Genomic DNA, 22,724 nt, shown 5'->3' with positions numbered 1-22,724 from the left:
TGAAGGAGAGCCTGTGGGGCTTCAACGGCTTCTTCTCCAAGCAGAATGGCGGCGGCTTCCTCACCGACCATTTCCCGTTGGCACAGAAGTCGATCTGGGACATCAAGGGTCTCTACACGTCGTCGCGCCACGTCCCCGGCGTGAACTTCGCCGGCCTGATCCATCCCGGCCTGATCGGCTGCCTGCCCGATGCCAAGATGCTGGCGGCCTGGAATAAGCGCGAAGCTGAGCTGATCGCGACCAACCCGACCCGTGTGCCGGGCCTCGCCAATCCGCCGTTCGCGCCGACCGCGCATGCCGGCCAGGCCAAGGGTGACGTCAAGGCCAAGATCGGTCTTGAGGGCGCCCGCACCGTGCCGCCGCGCGAGCACGGCGGCAATTGCGACATCAAGGATCTCTCGCGCGGCTCGAAGATCTATTTCCCGGTCTATGTGCCGGGCGGCGGGCTCTCGATGGGCGACCTGCATTTCAGCCAGGGCGACGGCGAGATTACCTTCTGCGGTGCCATCGAAATGGCCGGCTGGCTGCACATCAAGGTCGACGTCATCAAGGACGGCGTGGCGAAATATGGCATCAAGAACCCAGTGTTCAAGCCGTCGCCGATCACGCCGAACTACAAGGACTATTTGATCTTCGAGGGCATCTCGGTCGACGAGGCCGGCAAGCAGCATTACCTTGACGTCCACATCGCTTACCGCCAGGCCTGCCTGAACGCGATCGAGTATCTCAAGAAGTTCGGCTACTCTGGCGCGCAAGCCTATTCGATCCTCGGCACCGCGCCGTGTCAGGGCCACATTTCCGGCGTGGTCGACGTGCCGAACGCCTGCGCCACGCTGTGGCTGCCGACTGAGATCTTCGACTTCGACATCATGCCGTCGGCGGCGGGCCCGATCAAGCACATCAAGGGCGACATCCAGATGCCGATATCGCCGGACAAGTAGTCACTGCGCCAAAAGGATGCGGGACGGCGTATCTGCCGCCCGCGTCCGCCGCGTCACACTTCTGAATGCGCAAGGACGAAAGAATGCCGGTCTACGACTATCTCTGCAGCGAGTGCGGCCCGTTCACGGACATGCGTCCGATGGTCGAGTGCGAGCTGCCGCAAGTCTGCCCGCAATGCGAAGCGACTTCGCCACGTGTGATCCTGACCGCGCCGGCGTTCTTCTGCATGCCATCAAGCAAGCGCAAGGCGCACGCCACCAACGAGCAGAGCCGGCACGCGCCGAAGACGCTCGACCAGTACAGGGCCGCGCACGGCCCGGGCTGCGGCTGCTGCTCTACGGCTAAAAGGAAGCCGGCGCGGCTTATGACCAAGACAAAAAGCGGCGCCAAGGGTTTTCCAACCGCGCGTCCTTGGATGATCAGCCACTAGTCCGGCAATGCACCCAGGTGGCGGATACGTGGAACCCGACCGCGGATCCACGCGATCCGGATAGCCAAAATTCGATCGCAAGAACCGGAGTGTATTCCGAATTTTGGTCGTTGAGATTCCGCGGGGGTGATCGAATGTTGATCAGCTGAGCGGATCATCCCGCCCGGAGCAAGCATAATGCCCGAAAAACTCGTACTCGACCCGCGTCTCGATCTGCTTTTTGTAGCGCCAGCTCACACAAAACTTCTCGCGGAAAACGAAAGTATTCGCGTGCTTGAGTTCACCGCGAAAGCCGGCGACAAGATCCCTCTTCACCAGCACCCAGAAATGGCGGTCTACGTTATCAAGCAGGGTAGGCGCAGATTTACAGCGTTAGATGGTGAGGTCGTCGAAAGCAACCCATGCGCCGGCTGTGCGTTTCTGCGAACTGGTATAACCACGCACACAGAGGAGGTCCTGGAGGACTTCCAGGCCATCTTGGTCGAAGTCAAGGCCTAACGTCTTGCAGGCCATCCAGGCCGATGCGCATCGTTCGCTGCGCAGAGGCGGCACCATCATCGCGAAACACGAATGAGCTAGGGCTTTCCCCAGAGTCCAATCTGCTCGACTGCGTGGCTCCAATTTTCGCAAGATAATCCAAGGTGTGCCGGTTGCGCTGCCGGCCTTCCGGCGGATAAAGCCGTGTTGCGACACCGGCGTTGTGTTTCCTCAGGGCGACACCTACTTGGGCGCTACGATTCCATCGTCTCGTTCGGTCTGAATAGCGTGCTTGTGGTTGGTTTGCACCGACATGGTCTTCCCTAACAGCGCGGCGCCTGCAGGGAGGTCGCATCGCTTGGATGCGGAAGGCTATGGAGGGGCCAATGATCAGTGTGCCTTGGTCGATAGGGAGATGTTTTTTTTACCGTAAATGAGTCGCGATGGGATACACCTCAATTCGTAGAATAAATTCCCTTGCGCTCGGACTACGGCCGCTCAAGTATGCGGCCAATGTCGATCCCGATTTAGAGTGCCGCAGAGTGCGGGCTATCACTACGATCGATGTCAGGTTCGCGTAAGGTTGGCGCTTCAAGTTCAAATCTGGGCAATAGCGGATCGCTATTTCCGCCAAACCATAGCGACCAAGTAATTTTACAATCTCCTGTTGCCAACGGACAACAATTGCAGGTTGCCGCAATCGGAACAATCAATCGTGTCTTAATGTTGCTATCGGGTTGTGATTAGGTGCAGCCCTCTGATTGAAGGCAGTCACCATCTCCGATGGATGCGCCTATTCGGTGTTGAGGCGGAAGTATGTCGGGAGATGGGGAGAGTATCGATTCGGGCCTGGCTTGCCTGACACTGCTACTTCGCTTTCAGGACGTTCCGATCGATCCGGATCAGGTCCGACATCAACTGGGTGGTAGAACGGTCGGTGCCGCCGACATCATCCGGTGCCTCCGCGAGTATGGTCTCAAGGCAAGATTTGCCAGCGCGCAATGGCCTCGGCTTTCGGCGACAGCGTTGCCTTGCATCGCCATACTGGACGACGAAAGTTTCGTGATCATAGCCAAGGCCTTGGAAGACAAGGTGCTGTTGCATGATCCGGCGGCAGGTGGGCCGCGATCGGTCTCACGTTCTGAATTTGAGGCGACCTGGAACGGCAAGCTCATTCTTGCGACCCGACGGGCGTCATTGCACTCGCTCGCGCGTCGGTTCGATATCGGCTGGTTTCTCGGTGCGATCCACAAGTATCGCTGGCTACTCACTGAAGTCTTTGCCGCCTCATTTGCGTTGCAGCTCTTCGCGCTGATTTCGCCGCTGTTCTTTCAGGTGGTCATCGACAAGGTGCTAGTTCACCGAGGGTTAACAACGCTCGATGTGCTCGTTTTCGGGCTTGTGGTCGTATCCGTCTTCGAGAGCCTCATGAGCGCCTTGCGGACCTATATCTTTTCCCATACGACCAACAGGATCGATGTGGAGCTCGGGGCAAGGCTTTATCGGCATCTTCTCGCACTTCCAATCTCCTACTTCGAGGCGAGGCGCGTCGGTGATTCGGTCGCGCGGGTGCGCGAGCTTGAGAACATTCGTAATTTTCTCACAAGTTCGGCGCTTACGCTGGTGATCGATCTTCTCTTCACCGCGGTCTTCATCGCCGTGATGTTCTATTATTCACCGACGCTTACCTGGATCGTGGTCGCGTCGATCCCCGTCTATGCCGGGATCTCGGCGGGCGTGACGCCGCTGTTCCGGGCGCGGCTCGACGAGAAGTTCAACCGCGGCGCGGAGAATCAAGCCTTTCTGGTCGAGAGCGTCACCGGGGTTCAGACCCTGAAGGCCATGGCGGTGGAGCCGCAGATGCAGCGGCGCTGGGAAGAGCAACTCGCCGCGTATGTCCACGCGAGCTTTCAGGTGCTCTCGCTGGGCAATTGGGCGAGCCAAGGTGTCCAGGTCGTCAGCAAGATTGTCAGCGCGGCGACACTCTATTTTGGTGCCCGGCTGGTGATCGACGGCGACCTGACCGTCGGCGAGCTCGTTGCCTTCAATATGTTGGCGGGACGTGTTGCGCAGCCAGTCCTGCGGCTTGCCCAGATGTGGCAGGACTTCCATCAGGCACGGCTCTCGGTCGCGAGGCTGGGCGACATTCTGAACACAGTGCCGGAGCCGGCCTATCAGCCTGGGCGAACGGCCTTGCCTGCCATTCGCGGCGATGTCGTCTTTGACCACGTCAGCTTCCGCTATCAGGTCGACGGGCCGACCGTCCTGAAGGACGTCAGCTTGCGTGTCCCGGCCGGACAGGTGCTCGGCATCGTTGGCGCCTCCGGGTCGGGAAAGTCGACACTCACGAAATTGGTCCAGCGCCTCTATGTCCCGGAGAGTGGCCGTATCCTCATCGATGGCGTCGATCTTGCGGTGGTCGATGTCGCCTGGCTGCGGCGCCAGATCGGCGTCGTCTTGCAAGAGAACATGCTGTTCAACCGCTCGATCCGGGACAACATCGCGTTTGCCGATCCCTCTCTACCGATGACCGACGTCGTGAACGCGGCGAAGCTCGCGGGTGCCCATGAATTCATTCTGCAGCTTTCCCAAGGCTATGACACCGTCATCGTCGAGCGCGGCGCAAACCTGTCGGGCGGCCAGCGGCAGCGGATCGCCATTGCGCGCGCGTTGGTCACCAATCCGCGGATCCTCATTCTCGACGAGGCGACGTCGGCCCTCGACTACGAGAGCGAGCGCATCATCCAGGACAATATGCGCAAGATCGCGCAGGGCCGCACCGTCCTGGTGATCGCCCACCGGCTATCGACAGTACGGCGGGCCGACCGCATCATTGCGCTCGATCATGGTCGCCTGGTCGAGGACGGCGATCACGACGAGTTGATCCGCGTCAACGGCCGCTACGCCAATCTTCACCGGTTGCAGGCAGGGCTCCATGAAGTCAGCTGAGGCGGCCGCCGCGAAGGTGATCGAGCTGCGCCCGCGTTTCCGGGGGCGGAACGAGCTCGAGTTTCTGCCCGCCGCGCTGGAAATCGTCGAGACGCCACCGTCGCCTCTCGGGCGCGCCGTTGCGGCGTCGATGACGGCCTTTCTTGTGATTGCGATCGCCTGGGCCTGCCTGGGCCGGATCGATGTCATCGCCACCGCGCAAGGCAAGGTGGTGCCGACCGGCCGGGTCAAGCAGGTGCAGCCTCTCGAAACGGGCGTGATTGCCGTCATCAACGTCAAGGATGGCGACCGGGTGAAGCAGGGCGATATTCTCGTCGCGACCGACCAGACCGCCAGCACCGCAGAACGTGATCGCATTCTGCCCGAGCTGCAACACGCCCGGCTCGATGTTGCGCGGCTATCAGCCCTGACCGCAGGCTTGTCCGGTGATTTGAGGCCGGCTGGCTTCGCTCCACCAACCGATATTCCCTCCCGTGAGGTCGCGCGGGCGCGGGCGAACATGGTTGCCCAGGCCGAGCAGCAGATCGCCAAGGTCAACGGGCTGAACGAGCAGATCGCGCAGCGGCGAGCGGAGGTCGAGGGCATCTCCGGAACGATCGAAAAGATCGAAGCCGAACTGCCTCTGCTGATCGAAACGGCCGACATCCGAGAAAAAGCGATGAAGATCCAGTACGGCAACCGCATCGCGCACCTCGAGGCGCAAATGCGGTTGACCGAGCAACGTCATGAACTGGTGGTGCAACAGCGCCATGCGGTCGAGGCCGAGGCGGCCCAGAGAGCTCTTGTCGCCCAGCTTGATCAGGCACGAGCTGACTACGCCCGTGGACTGTCGTCGGATCTCGCAGATGCGGAGCAGAAGGTCGCGCAACTCACCGAAGACCTCGTCAAGGCCGAGCGCCGACTTCACGATCAGGTCATGCGCGCGCCAATCGACGGAACGGTACAGCAGCTGGCCATTCACACCGTCGGCGGCGTCGTTACGCCCGCGCAGACCCTGATGGTGATCGTGCCGTCGGAGTCGAAACTCGAAATCGAGGCCATGGTCGCCAACAAGGATATCGGTTTCGTGCGCGAGGGTAACGAGGCCGAAATCAAGGTCGATACGTTCAACTTCACCAAATACGGGCTGCTCCATGGCAGAGTGACAAGTGTCTCACGCGACGCCGTCGCGCGCGAGCGGCCGATCTCGCAAGGTGCCAGCACGCAAAAGCCGAGTGATTTGGCGGCCACCAGCGAGCCTGCCGGACAGGAGCTCCTTTACGTCGCGCATACCGCGCTCGATCAGACGCAGATGCTCGTCGATGATCGGATGGTCGACGTCGAACCTGGAATGGCGGTTACCGTCGAGATCAAGACGGGGCGCCGAAGGATCGTCGAATATCTGCTATCGCCGCTGATGCGTTACAAGCACGAGAGTTTGCGAGAGAGGTGAGTTCGGTCGGCGACGATCAGGATCGTTGGGGCCGTTTGGAAGAGCGGTGGGTAGGCTGCCTCAATCGGCAGGAGGTCCATCGATGATACTAAATTGGTACTGTGGAGACTTTGCAATGTACGGCGAGCTGTCTGATCGGGAGAAGGCCTGCCTAAGCTGGACAGCGTCGGGGAAGTCGTCCTGGGAAGTCGGCAGGATCCTCTCCATCAGCGAGAACACGGTCGTGTTCCACATCAAGAACGCGATGCGCAAGCTTGGCGCAGCCAACCGGACGCTCGCGGCGGTCAAAGCCATCGAACTCGGGCTCATTCAGCCGGCGGCAGAGAACGCGCGGCCGCGTTCACTTGGCGGCGAGAGCAAGTAAGATCACAGTATTTCCAAAATGCGACTCTCAGACCTGATAGGTGACACGCAGACAACGTTGCTGATTAATGGCGTCTATGGACGAATTTTGATCGCTTCCGCCGGTCCGGACTTTGGGAGCAAGTGCTTGCGCGATCTCGACGTAACCGGAACGAGGAGTTGATCTAGTGGTCAATCAGATAGCCTGTGCCCAATCTACGCATGTCGTCGTCGACGTCCCTGACTTGTCGATGCCTATACGGAAGCTCCTCCGGCGTCAGCGCGAAGGGTGATCTCTGATGAGGGCGTCAATCGGGAAAGCCTTTGCTGTGTGTGGCGCTGTTGTTCTCTTTGGCCTGAGCTCCCAGGGCGGCTGTGCACAAGAGGCGCTAAAGGACGAGATTCCATCTCGATTTCGACACTCCCTTGATCTTCTTCATAAGGGACGCTGCCAGGAGGCTTGGGACGAGCTCTGGAAGTTTGCGCAAACCAAGGACTACTACGCGCTATATTTATTGACCGGATCTGTGTTCGGTCATCCATTTAAATTGACTGGCGCAACCGACGTTGAAACGGTCGTGAAACTCTATCTTCCGATGGAGATCTACGCGACACTTACGTCGGAAATTATCAATTCGCCATTTTCAATCGAAGCAATCCGCCGTTCAGTGATTCCTGCAACGATTGCGCGTAGTCGTGATCTCGACCGTAGCAACAGCAAGATGGTTGTAGATTGTTTCGGTTCTACAGAGCCTCAAGAAGCGTGCGTCAGATTGGCGACCCAGGGCCGGCTCATACCTGAATATGACGCGTATATCGCAATGGTGAACTCGCTGAATAAGACGTCGCTGCGCGTCGAATGCGAAACGCCCCTCAAAGAATTTGGCGTTCCAGACGAACAAAAGAACAGGTGATGAAATGGCGGACAACAGCAGACCGTTAAATGCCAATGAGGACGCGCCCGGACCTGGAAGCCGGATGCACCCGCTATCTCGATGTCACCGGAACGAGGAATTGACGGATGGCCAGTCCGATCTCTTATAATCAGATTACGAGAAGCCAGAGAACGCCTGACGGCGAGTTGACGCCCACTGGCATCCGCGCGGTGCAGCTTTTCAACACCTATACCGTGAAGACGGCGCCCAACCTGATATTGATGAAGGTGCTCATGCTTTAACAGGGACGCATATGCTCGGGAAAGTACCTGCGTCCTACAGACCGGAGGCTAACAAGGATCCACAGATGGAAATCTACCCGCTCATTGCGCGCTGGGTTGTCCGTCGACGAAGCAAAGCCCGGAGCCTATCTCCAGCCATTTTAAGTCAGCAGCTGAATGACTTGCTTTCGCTGATCAGGGAGGGCTAGAAGGCGATGGTTGAGCGCTTGTCGGGGTGGGCTGTAAGGACAGGAACACTAGGGAGGAATTCCATGCGCTGCTTGGGGTATGTCGCTGGTATCTCTTGTTTGCTGATATCGTCGGTCGCTCATACGGAAGATGCAATACACGACAACCCTAGCTTAAAAATTTCGCCGCCTGCTGGCTTTTGCGAATTGGACAAAGCAATCAGGCCGGATGCCGCACTTTCCGATGGCATGTCCGGATATGCAAAAGTAAGCGGATTTTCTTTGGTCGCGCTATATCCCGATTGCCACGAGCTCAAGGAATCTCGAACATCAGGGGCATTCATTCGGACAAAGATTGCCTTTGCCAAGTTCGTAAAACGTGTCGATGGGCCGCCATCACGATACATTTCTGAGACCTGCGATGCGCTTAGAAGGGGGCTTTCCGACGAACAAAGGGCGCGCATCTCGAAATATGTCACGGAGTTCAGCAAGGGCAACAATAGCTTACAGGGTGCATTGCCCCTCGGCGTGCTCGACGAGGACAGGGGCGCAGTCTGCTATTCCGGTCAATTGATAAAAGGAAAGGTAGCGAACGCAAGCGAGATCACGCTCGTGTACCTCACTGCCGCAACAATTGTAGGCGACCAGCCCATTTCTATATCTCAGTGGACCAACTACATAGACGCAACGTCGATCGCCACGGCGCTTACCAACCTGAAGACGATCTATTCTGATTTCAGGAATATGAACGGCAAGACCGATTAAGTTGACCTTGACTCCCTTGCAATGTCGCGTTGGTCAGGACTTCCTGTCCCGACGCAGTGCAGCTTAGGCAGGCCTTCTCCCGACCAGACGGTTCGCCGAACTTCGCAAAGTGTTCACAACACCAATTCAACATCGTCGGTGGGTTTGCTGCCGAGTGCGGCAACTTACCCGCAGCTCCTTCAAAGAGTCCCACGATCTCGACCGCCACGCACCAAGATCATCTCTCCCTTAAAAATTCTCCTGCTTGTGGGGCACCAGTGGCGACAGCAGATATTCGATGATCCGTCGACGCCCCGTCTTGATCTCGACCGTCACCGCCATGCCGGGCTCGACGTCGACCATCCGATCGTCGGCGAACATCTGCTTCTGGTCGAGTGCAATGTGCGCGACGTAAAGCAGTTCCCGCTCGGCGGGTTCGCTCCTGCTCGCAAGGTCGCTCGCGGCGAAGACCCGGCGGCCGCGCTCGGTTGGCGCCGAGAGTAAGTAAGATCACAGTATTTGCAAAATGCAACTCCCAGACCTGATAGGTGACAAGCGGGACGAGATCGCCGATTCATGGTGTTGAAGTGCTGTATCGCTTGCGCCGTTGTCAGGTCGGTGAGCTGCGCTGGATCATTTCGTTGTAGCCGGAGACTGGACTTGGCGCGTGGCCGGATAGAGCGTTCTCGATCGCCGCTGCGGCAGTCGTGGCTTGCTCGGCTGCTGGCGGCATCGATCTTTCTATATTCGTGGCTACCGATTGCTTCAATTGCTGATGCCCTTGCCAGAACTCATGATCAAGAGATCGATGAGATGGTGGCAGCAAGCGTCAAGATCGAAACCGGATTCAACGCGATCTTTGACGACTTCTCTAAGCGAAAGAAACTAGAACCTGACGCGAGCTCATCTGCGCTCCGAGCGGAGGGTCTCTTAAATCAAGACTGCTACAATTTTGTTCATGCAAGATTCTTTGCAAGGTATCGAACGATCCTGAATGGCATCGACACCTCAGGCATAGAATCGATCGCCAACCTCAGAAGAGACAGAACGGATAAGAGCGTCCTCCGCGACCCGCGGAAGATAGCCTACGAGACAAATTACGTGATCTCGAGCTTCAAGTTTCTGAAGGACTTCCAACCGCCGTTAGAGGAATTTGTCGTCAAGTACGCGGCGCGTTCGGACTTGGAAGCCAAGTGCACGCGCTATCTCGACGCAACAGGAATGAGGAACTGATCCTATGGCCGGTAATCAGATTACCTATGACCAGGCGATGGGCCGCTTGACGACGGCAGACGGTCAGCTGACACCCGTCGGTGTTCAGGCGATGCAACTGTTCAACACGTACACAGAGGCGGGAGTGCCGCCGATAGCGGCGGCGCAGATCATCGGCGGCCAGTTGGTTGAGTCCCCGAATCTTGCCCCGCTACAGGTGCAGGGTCCGACCATTCCCTATCAGGACGCTTCGGTCGTCGATCTGATGTACACGGTAAGCCAAAATCCCGGAGTAGGGGTTGGGATTTCCCAATGGACTGATCCGTCAAGGCAGACTGCGCTTTCGAATTACTTGTCGGGGCTCGATCCCAATGGAAGCGCGTTTGATGCGTCTGCGGGATTCACCATTAACGAGTTGCAGACAAGCGGTCTGATCAAGAAATTCAATAATGTGGATGCGGCTTCGCCGAATGATGCGGATGCTGCGTATAATGCGCAGAAGATTGCGCTGGTTAACTACGAAAACCCGGCGGACAATGTAGTCGGCGGGCAAAATTTTCAGAACCGGTTGAATATTGGAAATGCAGTCTATGATGTCGCCATGGGAGGGGGATCGGACCAGGCTGCCGCGTTGGCCGGCGGTTCCGGTATCCCTTACATCGACGAAACACAGGCGGCGGAGCAATCCCTCGGCGCCTCTAGCTGGCTTCAGCCGGGCAATGGGCCGAACGTATTGTCGGCAGATCAGGCTGCGCCTTTCTCCAGCGCCCCGACTGTCGGTCCTGTGCAATATCTTGATCAAACGACTGCTTCTATTGGTGGTCAGCAGTCGTGGTCGACGCCGGACAACGGCTTAGGCTCGCAGAACGCGAATGACGTCGTGAGCCAGGACTTCTCCGCGCTCCAGAACTCCTCGAGCTGGGACCAGCCAAGCTATCTCCCTTCTGACAACTCCACCGCCCTCGGTAACCAGCCCGGTAGCTCGTTCAGCGATGTCGCCGACACTTATATGTCGGGACAGGCGTCTTCGCCCATTACTGACCCGCAATCGTCGCCGAATTGGGGGGGCGGCAATGTCCGTGGCGATCTCGGTTCAGGGGACACCAACTTCGCAGACGTTCAGCCATCCGCGCCGGCGGCCGACCCCTGGACCGGTCAAGGGCAGGCCTATAACGATTACGGGTACTCGTCGACGGGCAGCTACAATGTGGCGAGCTACGATACCGGCGGCTATTCCGGTTATAGCGGCTACTCCGACTATGGCGGAGATTTCGGCGGGGACTTCGGCTTCGGGCCCGTCATGCTCGATCTCTCCGGCAAGGGCATCAACATCACCCAGCTGTCGTCGTCGAATGTTTTCTTCGATTCGACCGGCAGCGGCGTGCAGAACCAGACGGCATGGGCGGGCACCGGCAGCGGCGTTCTGTTCTACGATACGACCGGCACGGGGCAGTTGACCCAGGCGAACCAGGTCATTTTCACGGATTGGGATCCGAGCGCCAAGTCGGACATGCAGGCGCTGCTCGACGTGTTCGATACGAACCACGACGGCGCGCTGGATTCGGGCGATACCAATTTCAGCAAATTCTACGTGATGGTCACCAACGCCGATGGCACGCGGACGGCGAAGTCGCTGGCCACCCTCGGCATCGCCTCGATCAACCTCAACCAGGACGCCACGCACGTTGCACAGCCCGACGGCTCGTCGATCGACGGTCAGACGACCTATACAACCACCAGCGGGACGACCGGAACGGCTGCCACGGTCACCTTGGCCACGGATGCCAATGGTTACGTGGTGACGAATTCGACCACGACGAACGGGGATGGTTCGGTCACGATCGCCAACACCGAGTCGAATACCGACGGCAGCGTCGATCATCAGCGTATCCTGAATTCGCTCGTCACCTCGGCGGTGAGCAGCGGTGTGACGACCACGACGACCGCCAAGGAGCTGGCAACGGTCAACAATGGCGGCGTCGTTCTGACGTTGCAGACGGATAATATCTCCTCCTCTACAAACGGCACGACGTCGGAGACCCTAGTCAATTATTCGGCCGGTGCAATCACCTCGACGGGTGAATTGACCAGCGCCGGCACATCGAACTCCGAGAAGCTGAATGCGACCACCACGACGACCGTGGTGGCCTCGGGCGGCACGGTCGTCACCATCCTGCGCGACCAATTGGGCGGCGGCTGGACGACCCAGAAGGAGGTCGATTCGACGACCAGCGCGTCGGGACCGGCGAGTTATGTCATCTCAAACGTTAATTCCGATGGATCCGTCAGCCACGTCACCTCGTCGACGGTCGTCAGCGGCGGCTTGACCCGGACGACGGTCGATCTCGTCGACGGCAGCAGCACCATGGCGACGACGGTGGTCGATGCCACGGTGGTTGCCTCGGGCGGCACGCGGACCGAGACCGTGACGACGTCGGCGGGCTCGACAGTGACGAGCCTCGTTCAGACGGTGACCTCGACGACGTCGAACACCGTGACACGGACGACCAGCAGCTATCTCACCGATGGTGTCACCCTCAATCGGACCTCGGTCGACCAAACCGTGACGAATTCCGGCGGCTCGGTCACGACCGAGACCGACCGGAGTGCCAACAACACCCTGCTTGACCAGATCGTTACGTCTCAGACGCCACAGAGCAGCGGTGGGCTAGTCACCTCAGCGGTGACGTCGCAGCTCGACAACGGCGCCTTCATCGTGGTCGACAACCGGACCACGACGATCTCCAACGCCGGCGGGACCCAAACCACCACCATCGTGGACAACAGCGCCAACGGGACGCAGCGCTCGAAGAGCATTAATTCGACGGTTCTCGGCAGCGCGGCGCGGACCACCACGATCTATGGCAATGGCGACGGCAAGATCACGCAATATGAGACGGTGACCGTCAGCTCTGGCACGACGACGGATACCGCTGAACTCCTTAACGGCAACGGGTCGCTCAAGGGCGAGGTCGTGACCACGACGACGAGTGGCGGCCTCGCCAAGACCATCAAGATCGATTCGACCGGTAGCGGGACGGTTGCCGCGCCGGTATTCGATCACATCACCACCGATAACACCACGACCTCGGCCGGAACCTCGACGGAAACCGTGACGCACTACGGCTCGTCGACGAGCTACAAGATCGACCAGTCCCAAATCGTGGTGACGTCGGGTGGCCTCGAGACCATTGTATCGAGTGCCTTCGTGGCATCTTCGCTGGCGAGCGCGGGGACCTGGGATCAGGTTTCGACCGACCTGACGACGATCAGCGCCGGCGGCGCCTTGAGCGAGACGCTGACTATCACTGACGGTGCGGGGCACACCCTCAGGACGGTGCAGACCAACACCGCCGCAAACCGCCAGCTCGTCACGACGACCACGACCCTCGGTTCGAGCGGCCTCGTCAAGCAGGTCGAGACGGTGACGTTGCAGAACAACGGCACGGTGCAGGATCAGGTCGTCAATTTCGACCAACAGGGGGACGTCCTGGGCGCGTCGCTCACGACGACCACCGCCGATGGCCTCGTCAAGACTGTCAAGAGGGATATTCAGGGGCAGACGGCAGCGGTCTATTCGTCGAGCGGTCTCGCTTTCGACCAGACGGCGACGGCGACGACCACGATCAACAGCGATGGCAGCCGCAGCACGACCACCAATACCACGTCGCAGAATGGCACGCTGCTGTCGAGGTCGACGACGTCGGCGACCGCCAATGGATTGACGGCCACGACGACCGTCAATTCCTATGCGACCGCACACTACGTGACGAAGACGACAGCGGCGACGACGCTCAATGCCGATGGCAGCTCGACGCAGAACGTCATCGACTACAGCTACAACGCGACGAAGATCGATTCGACGCAGACGGTAATGAGCGCGGGCGGGCTTGGCAGTACCGTGTCCTATGACCTCGATGGCGATGGTGTCATCGACCGGTCGGCGACCGATATGACCACGGTCAATGCAGACGGCAGCAGGACCGAGGTGGTCACCGATTATACCGGCACCACCGCAGGAACAGTCCGGGACGTCATGACAGTCCACAGCGGGATCATCGTCACCAGCGCCGGCCTGGAAACGACCATCACCCGTCAATCCAACGGTTCGGTGCCCACGTACCAGAGCGAGACCATCCTGCCGGGGACCGACGGCAGCACCACCGATACAACCGATTATTTCACGACGTCGGGCGGAGCGCTCCTGCTTCGAACCATCGCGACGACGAATGCGACAGGCCTGACCAAGACGGTGGCCACTGCGGTCAATGGCGACACGACGGCGGACTTCTCGACCACGGACGCGATCGTGCTCAATGCCGACGGCAGCCGGACCGAAACCATCAGCAGCTCGAACAAATCAGGGCTGCTCGACGAGACCGTCACCACCACGTCGGGAAATGGGCTGTCGATCACGACGAAGGTCGACGCCAATGGTGTTTTGAACGGCAGCTCCCCGATCTTCAATCTGGTGACCACCGACAACACCGTCCTCAACAGAAGCGACGGCAGCCGGACCGAAACTGTCTCGACATTCAATGCCAACGGCGGCATGACGACCCAGGCCGTCACCACTATCAGCGCCGACAAGCAGACGATTTCGGCCAACCGCTATTTCAATGAAACGGGGACCATTTCGACAGTCGACCAGACCGAAAACACGCAGACTCAGGCCAACGGGTCGATCATCGATACGTTGACGAGCTACGATTCCAACCATGCGCTGCTCGGCACCATCGTCAAGACGACCGGCGGGAACGGATTGTCGGTTCAGACGGTCTACAAGAATGGCGCTGGAACGACCGTCGATACCCAGAGCGAGACGACGACGTACGATTCAAATGGCGACGGCGGTCGTCTGATCGATTGGGAGGACACCGATATTGTCAATGGGACGACGCTCAAAACGTCGGTGAAGGCCCAGGTCTCCGGAAACGCGCAGACCAAGCTGACCACGATGGTGCTGACCGGAGCGTTGTCCCAACTGCTCGCGCAAAACGCCACGGCAACGACCAACGACAGTGTCGCGATCGATGATTTCGGCAACATCACTGAGACGGTGGCCGTCACGACAAGCGGTTATCAAGGCATTGGCGATACGCAGACGATCGTCACATCGGCCAACGGCCTTTCGACGACATCGACGGTGACCCTGGCAGGACAGAGCTCGGCGCTGATCCAGGAGACCAAGGTCACAGCCCTCGACGGCTCGAAAAGCGATACGATCACCTACTTCAATTCGGCAACGCCGTCGTTCATCGAGCGGCAGGACGTCGTCTCGACCAGCTTCGACGGGCGAACGGTCTCAGAAACGTCCTACCGCGACTATGACGGCACCCAGTACAACATCGTCACCGATACGTTCGTCAAGAATGCCGACAACACGACGACCGAAACCCGGACAGGATCCGGATCGTTCGGTTCGATCGCCTTCACCCAGACGATCAGCACGAAGACCAACGCCGATGCCAGCAAGACGGTAACCACGACAACTTACGATCCGACCGGATGGCTGACCGTCGGCCAGATCGTTGCCGACGTGTCCGGCAATGGCTTGGTCAAGAGCTTCGTTTACGACACGACCGGCCTGGAGACGCTGGCGAACTTGAACTCGGCGGCGACCGCGATCCTCAATGGTGGGAGCTTGCCAACCTCGCTGCTGTCGACCGACATTGTTGCCTCGGACATCACCACTTTGAATGTCGATGGCTCCCAGACCGAGGTGATGACGACGGCCTACGGCAACAGCTTTGCCAATCTTCGTTCGGAATCGATCAAGACGACCAGTGCCAACGGTCTGACCACCGTGACCAAGGTCGACAACAACGGCAACGGCATCTTCGATCAGGTCGATACCACCACTGTCGCGCCGGATGGATCCAAGACAGAAGTCTCGACTTACTATGGTGACACGACGGCGACTGCGAACACCATCCTCGGCATCAATACTTACTCGGTCAACGCAAACGGCCTGGTGTCGACCCTGACGAATTCGCAGGGGGTGACGGATACGACGGTCATGCTGCCGAACGCAAACGGCAGCTATGAATGGTCGCGCACAGTCGTTGCCAATAGCCCGGAAGCCGTCTCTGGAGCTCGCAGCGGAGCTGCATCGCATATTATAGATGCCAACGGCATCGATACCTGGACCGTCAGTGACGGATTCACCCGCACGCGTACGATCACGATCGACGTCGCAACCGAGAAGCAGGATATCGCGATCGCCAATGAGATCTATCGAACGTTGCTCGGACGCTCGATGGACAACTCAGAAACCCAGCATCTCATCAACTTCATTGATGCGGGACGATTGGATCGCATCGGTCTTGCTTACGGCATTCTGCTGACGACAGGTTACCAGTCGAACTATGGCGTTCCCGGCTCGACCCCGGGGACCTTCTATTGGTATGGCTTCGACGTCACCGCTGCGTTCCAGAATGCGTTCGGACGTCTTCCAACGGCGTTGGAGATGGGAACGTTTGGTCAATTCGTCCACGATCAGGCGCCGACGCCGCTTGAGTTGGCAAACATGGCGGTTGCGGTTGCCCAATATGCGGCTGACCGAGGCGCGGAAGACAACCGAACATTGGTCGATGGCAATCAGGATCTCGTCACGACCGCTCCGCAGTGGATTAACCCCGCGAGCAAGATCGTCTCGCTGACGACGTCGGGGACTTACGCCTACTCAGATCAGTGGCTGGAGGACGGCAATCTCGCTGCAGGGACGGGCGGCGTCGCCATGACGGTCAATGGCAACAGCAACGTGGTGTTGGCGCTGAACGGCAGCAATCTTACGCTGAACGGCTATAACAACGCAGTCGACATTCCCGGCGTAACGGCGACGATCAACGCGTCCAATACGGCGATCACCGTGGAGGATGGCGGAATTGCCACGGTATCGGGGAACAACAATCAGATCGCCCAGGTCGGTCCGACCTCATTGACCCTGACTTCTGGGACCGGTGACCAGATCTTCGTCGGATCCGGCAGCACGCTGAGCGGCTTTGCCTACACCAGCGCATCGCCGATCACGCAAGCGTCGAGCGCGACGATCACCATTGGCCCGAACGTCGGCACCTACACCGATCCGGACCAGGTCATCGGCAACAATGATGTCATCATCGTCGAGAACGGCGCCTATGTCGAAGTCAGCGGAAACAACGAAGTCATCGATGTGCTCGGGACCGGAACGGCGGTCGTCTTCGGTTCTGTAAGCGGAAGCCAAATTGCCGCGGGCGGCATTCTCCAAGTGGCATCCGGCGGAAGTGCCAGCAATACCACCGTGTCCAGCGGCAGCGTCTTGGCGGTATTCGGCGGCGGCAGCGTCACGGGTGTCACGCTTTCTTCCGGCGGATATCTCGAAATCGGGGTCGGCTACACGCAAAGCAATTTCGTCGTCTCCAATGGGGCGATTCTCCAGGTCGACTCCGGCGGAACTGTCAGCGGAACGACCGTCTCGAGCGGCGGAACGCTGATCCTTGGCTCCGGCGCGATTGCGAACGGAACGATCTTCACCTCGGGCAGCTATCTGGAGGTCTTGAACGGCTATACCCTCAGCAACTACACCGCCAGTAATGGTGTTACCCTCGATGTCGGATACGGCGGAACAGTTGCCGGCGCGACGGTCACGAGCGGCAATGCGATCATTGTCGCGAACGGCGGCGTCGCGAGCAACGTTAGCGTCAACAGCGGCGGCAGCTTGACCCTCTATGGAGCGGTCAACGGAGCCACTGCCGGCGCGGGAACCAGCGTGACCATCGGCAACGGCGGCGCCCTAAGTGTGTCGGCAGGGCAGAGTTTGCGGGGCGGCGCGGTCCAAGACGGCGGCCTTCTTGCCCTCTATTCCGGCGGTACGGCGAGTGGGACGGTCGTGTCGAGCGGTGGCGCGATCGAGGTGTTCGGCGGCGCGACGACCAGCAACGTATCCTTGACGTCTGGGGCCATCTACTACGTCGGCTCTGGAGCCTCGTTGAGCAACACAACCGTTTCTGCCGGGCAAACGCTGGGAGTGGTATCGGGCGGATCAATTTCCGGCACGACCGTTTCAAGCGGCGGTGTGCTGGAATTGTTTGGCGGCACCGCGACCGGCACGACGATAAAAGCTGGCGGCCAACTTCTCATCGAATCCGGCGCCACTCAAAGCGGCTATGTCGTCAGCAGCGGTGTCATGGAAGGCGCCTACAGCGGTGCCGTGGTCAGCAACGTCACGGTCAACAGCGGCGGCGAGCTCGACGTCTGGGGGACAGTGAATGGCGCGATTTCGTCAAATGGTATCGTCTTCGTCGGCAGCGGTGGCGTCCTCAATCTGTCGTCGGGGCAAACCGTCAACGGTGGCGTCGTCCTGACCGGCGGGACGCTGGTCGTGTCGAGCGGCGCAACGGCCGGCAACACTCTCGTGAGTAGTGGTGGCCAGTTGACCACGTACGGCACGGTCTCTGGAGCATCGGTGGTCAGTGGCGGCGCCGCGACCGTCGCGGGCGGTACGTTCACGGTGACCTCGGGTCAGACCGACTGGAATGTGTCGGTCACAAGCGTCGGACATCTGGTGGTCTCGTCGGGGGCCACGGTCAGCAACACGACGGTCGATGGTGGGGGCCAGCTGATCGTCGATGGCACGGTCGTCGGTGCATGGATCGCAAGCGGAGGCACCGTCGTTTCGAGCGGCGGATTGCTGGACATTGGCGGACTGTCCGTGAGCGGCGTCACCGTCAGCAACGGAGGCACGCTCCTGGTCGACTCGGGCGGAGTCGGGGCCAACGTCACCGTGAGCAGCGGAGGCATCCTTGGGGTCTACAACGCTGACCTGTCGGGTGCGAATATCCTCAGCGGTTCGGTCGCGGTGATTTCCGCCTTTGGCGAAATCGACGTCGGCGCCGGGCAGACGGTCAGCGGCGTCAAGGTTGCCGGTGACGGGCTGCTCGCGGTTTTCTCCGGCGGCAGCGCCGTCGGGACTGTTGTTTCGAGCGGCGGGACCTTGGAACTGTTCGCTGGCGCCAATGCGACCGGGACGACGGTAAGTAGCGGAGGCATCGTTGCGGTTGGAGCCGGCGACACGTTGACCGGGTACACCATCGCCAGCGGTACCACGCTGGAAGTGCTCTCGGGCGGGACAGCGAACGGAGCCATCGTCTCCAGCGGCGGAACGCTCGAGGTGTTCGGCGGCGGCAACGCCAATTCGGCGGGCTTTACGCCTGGAAGCTATCTTGAGCTCGTCGGCGGAACGGCCAGCGGATATTCCACCAATGCGAATTGCACTCTCGAAGTGGGGGCCGGAGAAACCCTCAACGGTGCGACCATCAACAGCGGCACGGCGCTCAATGTGCTCTATGGCGGCGTGTTGACGAACGCCACCGTGAGCAGTGGCGGGACCCTGGTCGTCGATGGCGCGGTCCTTGGCGTCAACCAGGTATCTGGAGGTACCGTCTCCGTCGGTGCCTGGGGCAATCTGAATGTGCTCTCCGGCCAGACAGTGCGCGGCATTTCCGTCGCCAATGCCGGCGCGATGGTCGTCTCGTCGGGCGGTGTCGCCAGCGGGACGACGGTCGCCGCCGGTGGTCAATTGCTGATCAACGGCGTTGCGAGCGGCGCTAACGTTGCGGCGGGCGGCTCCGTCGTGGTGTCCAGCGGTGGCACGCTGAACGTTCTGTCCGGACAAACCGATCAGGGCGTGCTGGTCGTCGCGGGCGGGACGACGGTGGTGTCGTCCGGCGGCACGACGATCAATATGGCAGTCAGCAGCGGTGGTGTTGCGACCGTGTCTGCCGGGGGGACCGACAGCGGGACCACCGTCTATGGTGGCGGCGCGGAGATCATCCGCTCCGGAGGCAAGACTATCAGCTCCATGATCGGTAGCAGTGGCACCGAAACAATCTCATCCGGCGGGACCGCGAATGGCTCGACGGTCGGCAGCGGAGGACAAGTCTATGTTCTCTCCGGCGGCTCGGCCGTCAGCGCCTCGGTTCTCTCAGGCGGAACTCTGACCGTCTCGTCCGGCGGTGTCGCGAGCGGGACGCAGTTGTTGGGCAACCAGGTGGTGATCGGCGTCGCCAGTGGAACCATTGTCTTGGGCGGTCCGCACAATGGAGAGTACGTTGAATCGGGCGGCACGGCGATCAACGCGATCGTCAGCAGTGGCGGCACCGAAGCGGTCTATTCCGGCTTGGCCAGCGGCACGACGGTCTATACGGGCGGTCTTCAGTACGAGCTTGCTGGCGGGACAGCCAGTGCAACGCAGCTGAAGGGCGGCACCAACCAGGTCTCTGGCACCGCCAGCGCCACCGTCGTGTCGAGCGGCGGCATCGAGATGGTTCTATCCGGCGGTATCGCGAATGCTGCGACGGTCTTGAGCGGCGGAACTGAACGGATCCTCATATCCGGTACCGCGAGGAACACAACGATATCGAGCGGCGGCGCCGAGGTAGTGTCTTCAGGCGGTGTCGCGAGCGGCACGATCGTGAGCAGCGGTGGTAGCGTGACGGTGTCCGCCGGCGGCACCGATAGCGGGACCAAGGTCAATGCTGGCGGCTCGGAGATCGTAAGCTCCGGCGGCACGGCGACGAGCGCCACGATTTCCGGCACGCAGTCCATCAAATCAGGAGGCACTACTCTCGGAGCCATCCTTTCGAGCGGCGGCAGTCAGATCGTCGTTTCGGGTGGCTATGCGAGCGGCACGGTTGTCAGTAGCGGAGGTACTGAAACGATCTCGGCTGGCGGCATCGCTTCCTCGACTTACGTCAGCGCCGGCGGTCTCCTCTATGTCAGCTCGGGTGGCGTTGCGAGTAGCGCGACCATTGGCGCTGGGACCCTGGAAGTCGCCAGCGGTGGCTCTGTCGGAGCCTCCGTGGGATTCACGGTCAGCGCCGGCGGAACCTTGACGCTCGATTCATCGCAGACCTTCTCCGGCAGCATCTCCGGGTTCGGGCAACCGGAGCATATCGACCTTGTCGATATCACCTACAACTCGAGCACAACGTTGTCCTTTGCGGAGGCCGCCAGCAACACCAGCGGCACCTTGACGGTCAGTGACGGTGTTCACACCGCGCACGTTACGTTGCTCGGCCAATATGTGACGGCGCAGTTCACGTCGGCGACCGATGGTCATGGCGGAACGTTGGTTGGTGATCCGCCGGTCCACCAGGCTGCGACGGTTGCCAAGGAGACGTCGGGCTTCGAGATCAGCCGAACGTCCTCCGCGTCCGAGGCAGTGACACCAATCGAAAAGTTTCTGCGCTCGGCTCAATCGGACATCGTCATTCCCGGCTTCGGTGGGCGATCTTTCTTTTCGCAAGTGTTCGAATACGCCACATCGCATACGGAGGCCGCGAGCAGCCCCGGCGTGCAGCTTGAGGCTGAACTGTCGAGGCTGGTCAGCGCGATGGCCGGATATGACGGTCCAGGAGCTGGGCTCGACCCGGCAGCGTTGTCCCAATCGTCTCAGGCCGACGCCGCCGCCCAAAGACAGCTCGCCGCTGCATGGCATAGCTGAGAAGCATCGAAACGGCGCCGAGGAGAGATCTCCTCGGCGCTGATCGTCATTTAGTCTGTGAGGCCCGACGTGGACCTGATGCTCGATCTGGAACAGTTAAAGGCGGACGAGGAGTTTCCAACCGCAGTCCCCGAACCTGAGAAGCCGGACGCTTCCTTGTCTCAAGCGGCAAGCGCGCCATCGAACCGCCCCTATCCGGCTCCTGCGGAGACGCCCACCCAGCAGGGACCGATGGGGATTCTGTACGACTTCAATGACGGCTGTCGTGTCCTTCTCCCTGACGCCGAACACCCTTGGCGGGTACGCTTGAGTGATATCGACACCGGGAATATCTTGTTCGAGACGGATCTGAAAGCCGGACGGATCAACAGCACCAAGCGTTACTTCGTGCGCGCGCGCATCGAGGTCTGGGCCGATGGCAAGGAAGTGCTGAGGCACGACTATTCGGCCGAGAACCGAGATGTCATGGTTCAATTTCCGGTCGGAACGCTCGGCGACTCGCTCGGCTGGTTTCCTTACGCGGTCAAGTTCAAGGACAAGCACGCCTGCAAGCTGACCTGCGCTATAGGCGAAAAGCTCATTCCATTGCTCGCACCAGCCTATCCGGACATCACCTTTATCTCCCACGAAGAGGTCGAACCGAACCGCTATTATGCCACTTATTCGATGGGGCTGTTCTTCGACGACAAGGATGGCGTGCAGCAGCCTTGCGATTTCCGCCATGTTGGCCTGCATCGCACGGCAGGCTATATTCTGGGAGTAGATCCAACGGAAGCGCCTCCGCGTCTCGCATTGGCGGATGCCAGTAGGCCGACCGCCGAGCGCTATGTTTGCATAGCCGCGCAGAGCACCACGCAGTGCAAATATTGGAACAACCCGCACGGTTGGCGGGAGATCGTCTCCTTCCTGAAGGAAGCCGGCTATCGCGTCATCTGCATCGACCAGAAACCGACGCATGGGCACGGGCTCCTCTGGAATCACATTCCTTATGGTGCTGAAGATCAGACCGGTGATCGACCACTGGCGGATCGCGCACGATGGTTGACCCATGCCGATTTCTTCGTCGGACTGTCGAGCGGCCTGTCGTGGCTCGCCTGGGCTGCCGGCGTGCCGGTGGTGCTGATCTCAGGTTTCACCCACCCGACCAATGAATTCGACACGCCGTACCGGGTGATCAACTACCACGCTTGCAATTCATGCTGGAACGATGTCCGGGTGCGGTTTGATCACAAGGATTTTCTGTGGTGCCCGCGCCATAAGGACACCTCCCGGCAATTCGAGTGTACCCGGCTGATCACAGCGGACCAAGTAAAGGCTGCCATTGCCCGCATTCCGGCGTTTCGCCGCGATGGTCGCTCCTGAAGTGC

General features: G+C 60.0%; 13 protein-coding genes. 12 read left to right on the top strand and 1 reads right to left on the bottom strand.

The annotated features are described in order from the left end of the window. From fmdA to JQ616_RS29950, 9 genes are all read left to right on the top strand, one after another. Positions 1-941, top strand: a 941-nt coding sequence (fmdA, locus tag JQ616_RS29990; RefSeq protein WP_212020876.1) for a formamidase, incomplete at its 5' end; no start/stop codon positions are given. An 83-nt stretch (positions 942-1,024) separates the two neighbouring features. After that, positions 1,025-1,372, top strand: coding sequence for an FmdB family zinc ribbon protein (locus JQ616_RS29985; RefSeq protein WP_212020941.1), 348 nt, complete (start codon positions 1,025-1,027; stop codon positions 1,370-1,372). Positions 1,373-1,549: 177 nt separating this feature from the next. Continuing rightward, on the top strand, positions 1,550-1,870 hold the full coding sequence (locus JQ616_RS29980) for a hypothetical protein (protein ID WP_212020875.1): 321 nt from the start codon (positions 1,550-1,552) through the stop codon (positions 1,868-1,870). Between the two features lie 795 nt (positions 1,871-2,665). Next, entirely contained in the window at positions 2,666-4,798 is a 2,133-nt protein-coding gene (locus tag JQ616_RS29975; protein WP_212020873.1) for a type I secretion system permease/ATPase, read from the top strand. Next, positions 4,785-6,230 carry an HlyD family type I secretion periplasmic adaptor subunit gene (locus tag JQ616_RS29970; protein ID WP_212020871.1) on the top strand — a complete coding sequence of 482 codons (1,446 nt, stop codon included), beginning with the start codon at positions 4,785-4,787 and terminating at the stop codon, positions 6,228-6,230. Before JQ616_RS29975 ends, JQ616_RS29970 begins: the two co-directional genes overlap by 14 nt. A gap of 115 nt (positions 6,231-6,345) precedes the next feature. Continuing rightward, entirely contained in the window at positions 6,346-6,594 is a 249-nt protein-coding gene (locus tag JQ616_RS29965; RefSeq protein WP_349630064.1) for a helix-turn-helix domain-containing protein, read from the top strand. Between the two features lie 277 nt (positions 6,595-6,871). After that, the gene (locus tag JQ616_RS29960) at positions 6,872-7,486 is read left to right on the top strand and encodes a hypothetical protein (RefSeq protein WP_212020857.1); all 615 of its coding nucleotides are present in this window, start codon (positions 6,872-6,874) and stop codon (positions 7,484-7,486) included. Between the two features lie 107 nt (positions 7,487-7,593). Continuing rightward, positions 7,594-7,749, top strand: coding sequence for a hypothetical protein (locus JQ616_RS29955; RefSeq protein ID WP_212020855.1), 156 nt, complete (start codon positions 7,594-7,596; stop codon positions 7,747-7,749). Positions 7,750-8,000: 251 nt separating this feature from the next. Next, positions 8,001-8,681: a hypothetical protein gene (locus tag JQ616_RS29950; protein ID WP_212020853.1), complete on the top strand. Its 681-nt coding sequence runs from the start codon at positions 8,001-8,003 to the stop codon at positions 8,679-8,681. Between the two features lie 228 nt (positions 8,682-8,909). Here JQ616_RS29950 and JQ616_RS39700 read toward each other — a convergent pair whose 3' ends face one another. Then, on the bottom strand, positions 8,910-9,041 hold the full coding sequence (locus JQ616_RS39700; RefSeq protein WP_283812682.1) for a hypothetical protein: 132 nt from the start codon (positions 9,039-9,041) through the stop codon (positions 8,910-8,912). Positions 9,042-9,320: 279 nt separating this feature from the next. Here JQ616_RS39700 and JQ616_RS29945 point away from each other — a divergent pair, with 279 nt between their 5' ends. The 3 genes from JQ616_RS29945 (at position 9,321) to JQ616_RS29935 (ending at position 22,719) form a co-directional block, all read left to right on the top strand. After that, positions 9,321-9,893, top strand: coding sequence for a hypothetical protein (locus JQ616_RS29945; protein WP_212020851.1), 573 nt, complete (start codon positions 9,321-9,323; stop codon positions 9,891-9,893). 4 nt (positions 9,894-9,897) lie between these two features. Further along, positions 9,898-21,357 (top strand): beta strand repeat-containing protein, encoded by an 11,460-nt coding sequence (locus JQ616_RS29940; protein ID WP_212020849.1) that lies wholly within the window; start codon positions 9,898-9,900, stop codon positions 21,355-21,357. 78 nt (positions 21,358-21,435) lie between these two features. Beyond that, entirely contained in the window at positions 21,436-22,719 is a 1,284-nt protein-coding gene (locus tag JQ616_RS29935; RefSeq protein WP_212020939.1) for an autotransporter strand-loop-strand O-heptosyltransferase, read from the top strand. Positions 22,720-22,724 lie beyond the last annotated feature (5 nt).

Origin of the sequence: Bradyrhizobium tropiciagri, from assembly GCF_018130545.1 — a bacterium.
GTDB lineage: Bacteria > Pseudomonadota > Alphaproteobacteria > Rhizobiales > Xanthobacteraceae > Bradyrhizobium > Bradyrhizobium tropiciagri_A.
Note: the sequence above shows the minus strand (reverse complement) of the source record. Positions and strands in the feature narration are given on the sequence as shown.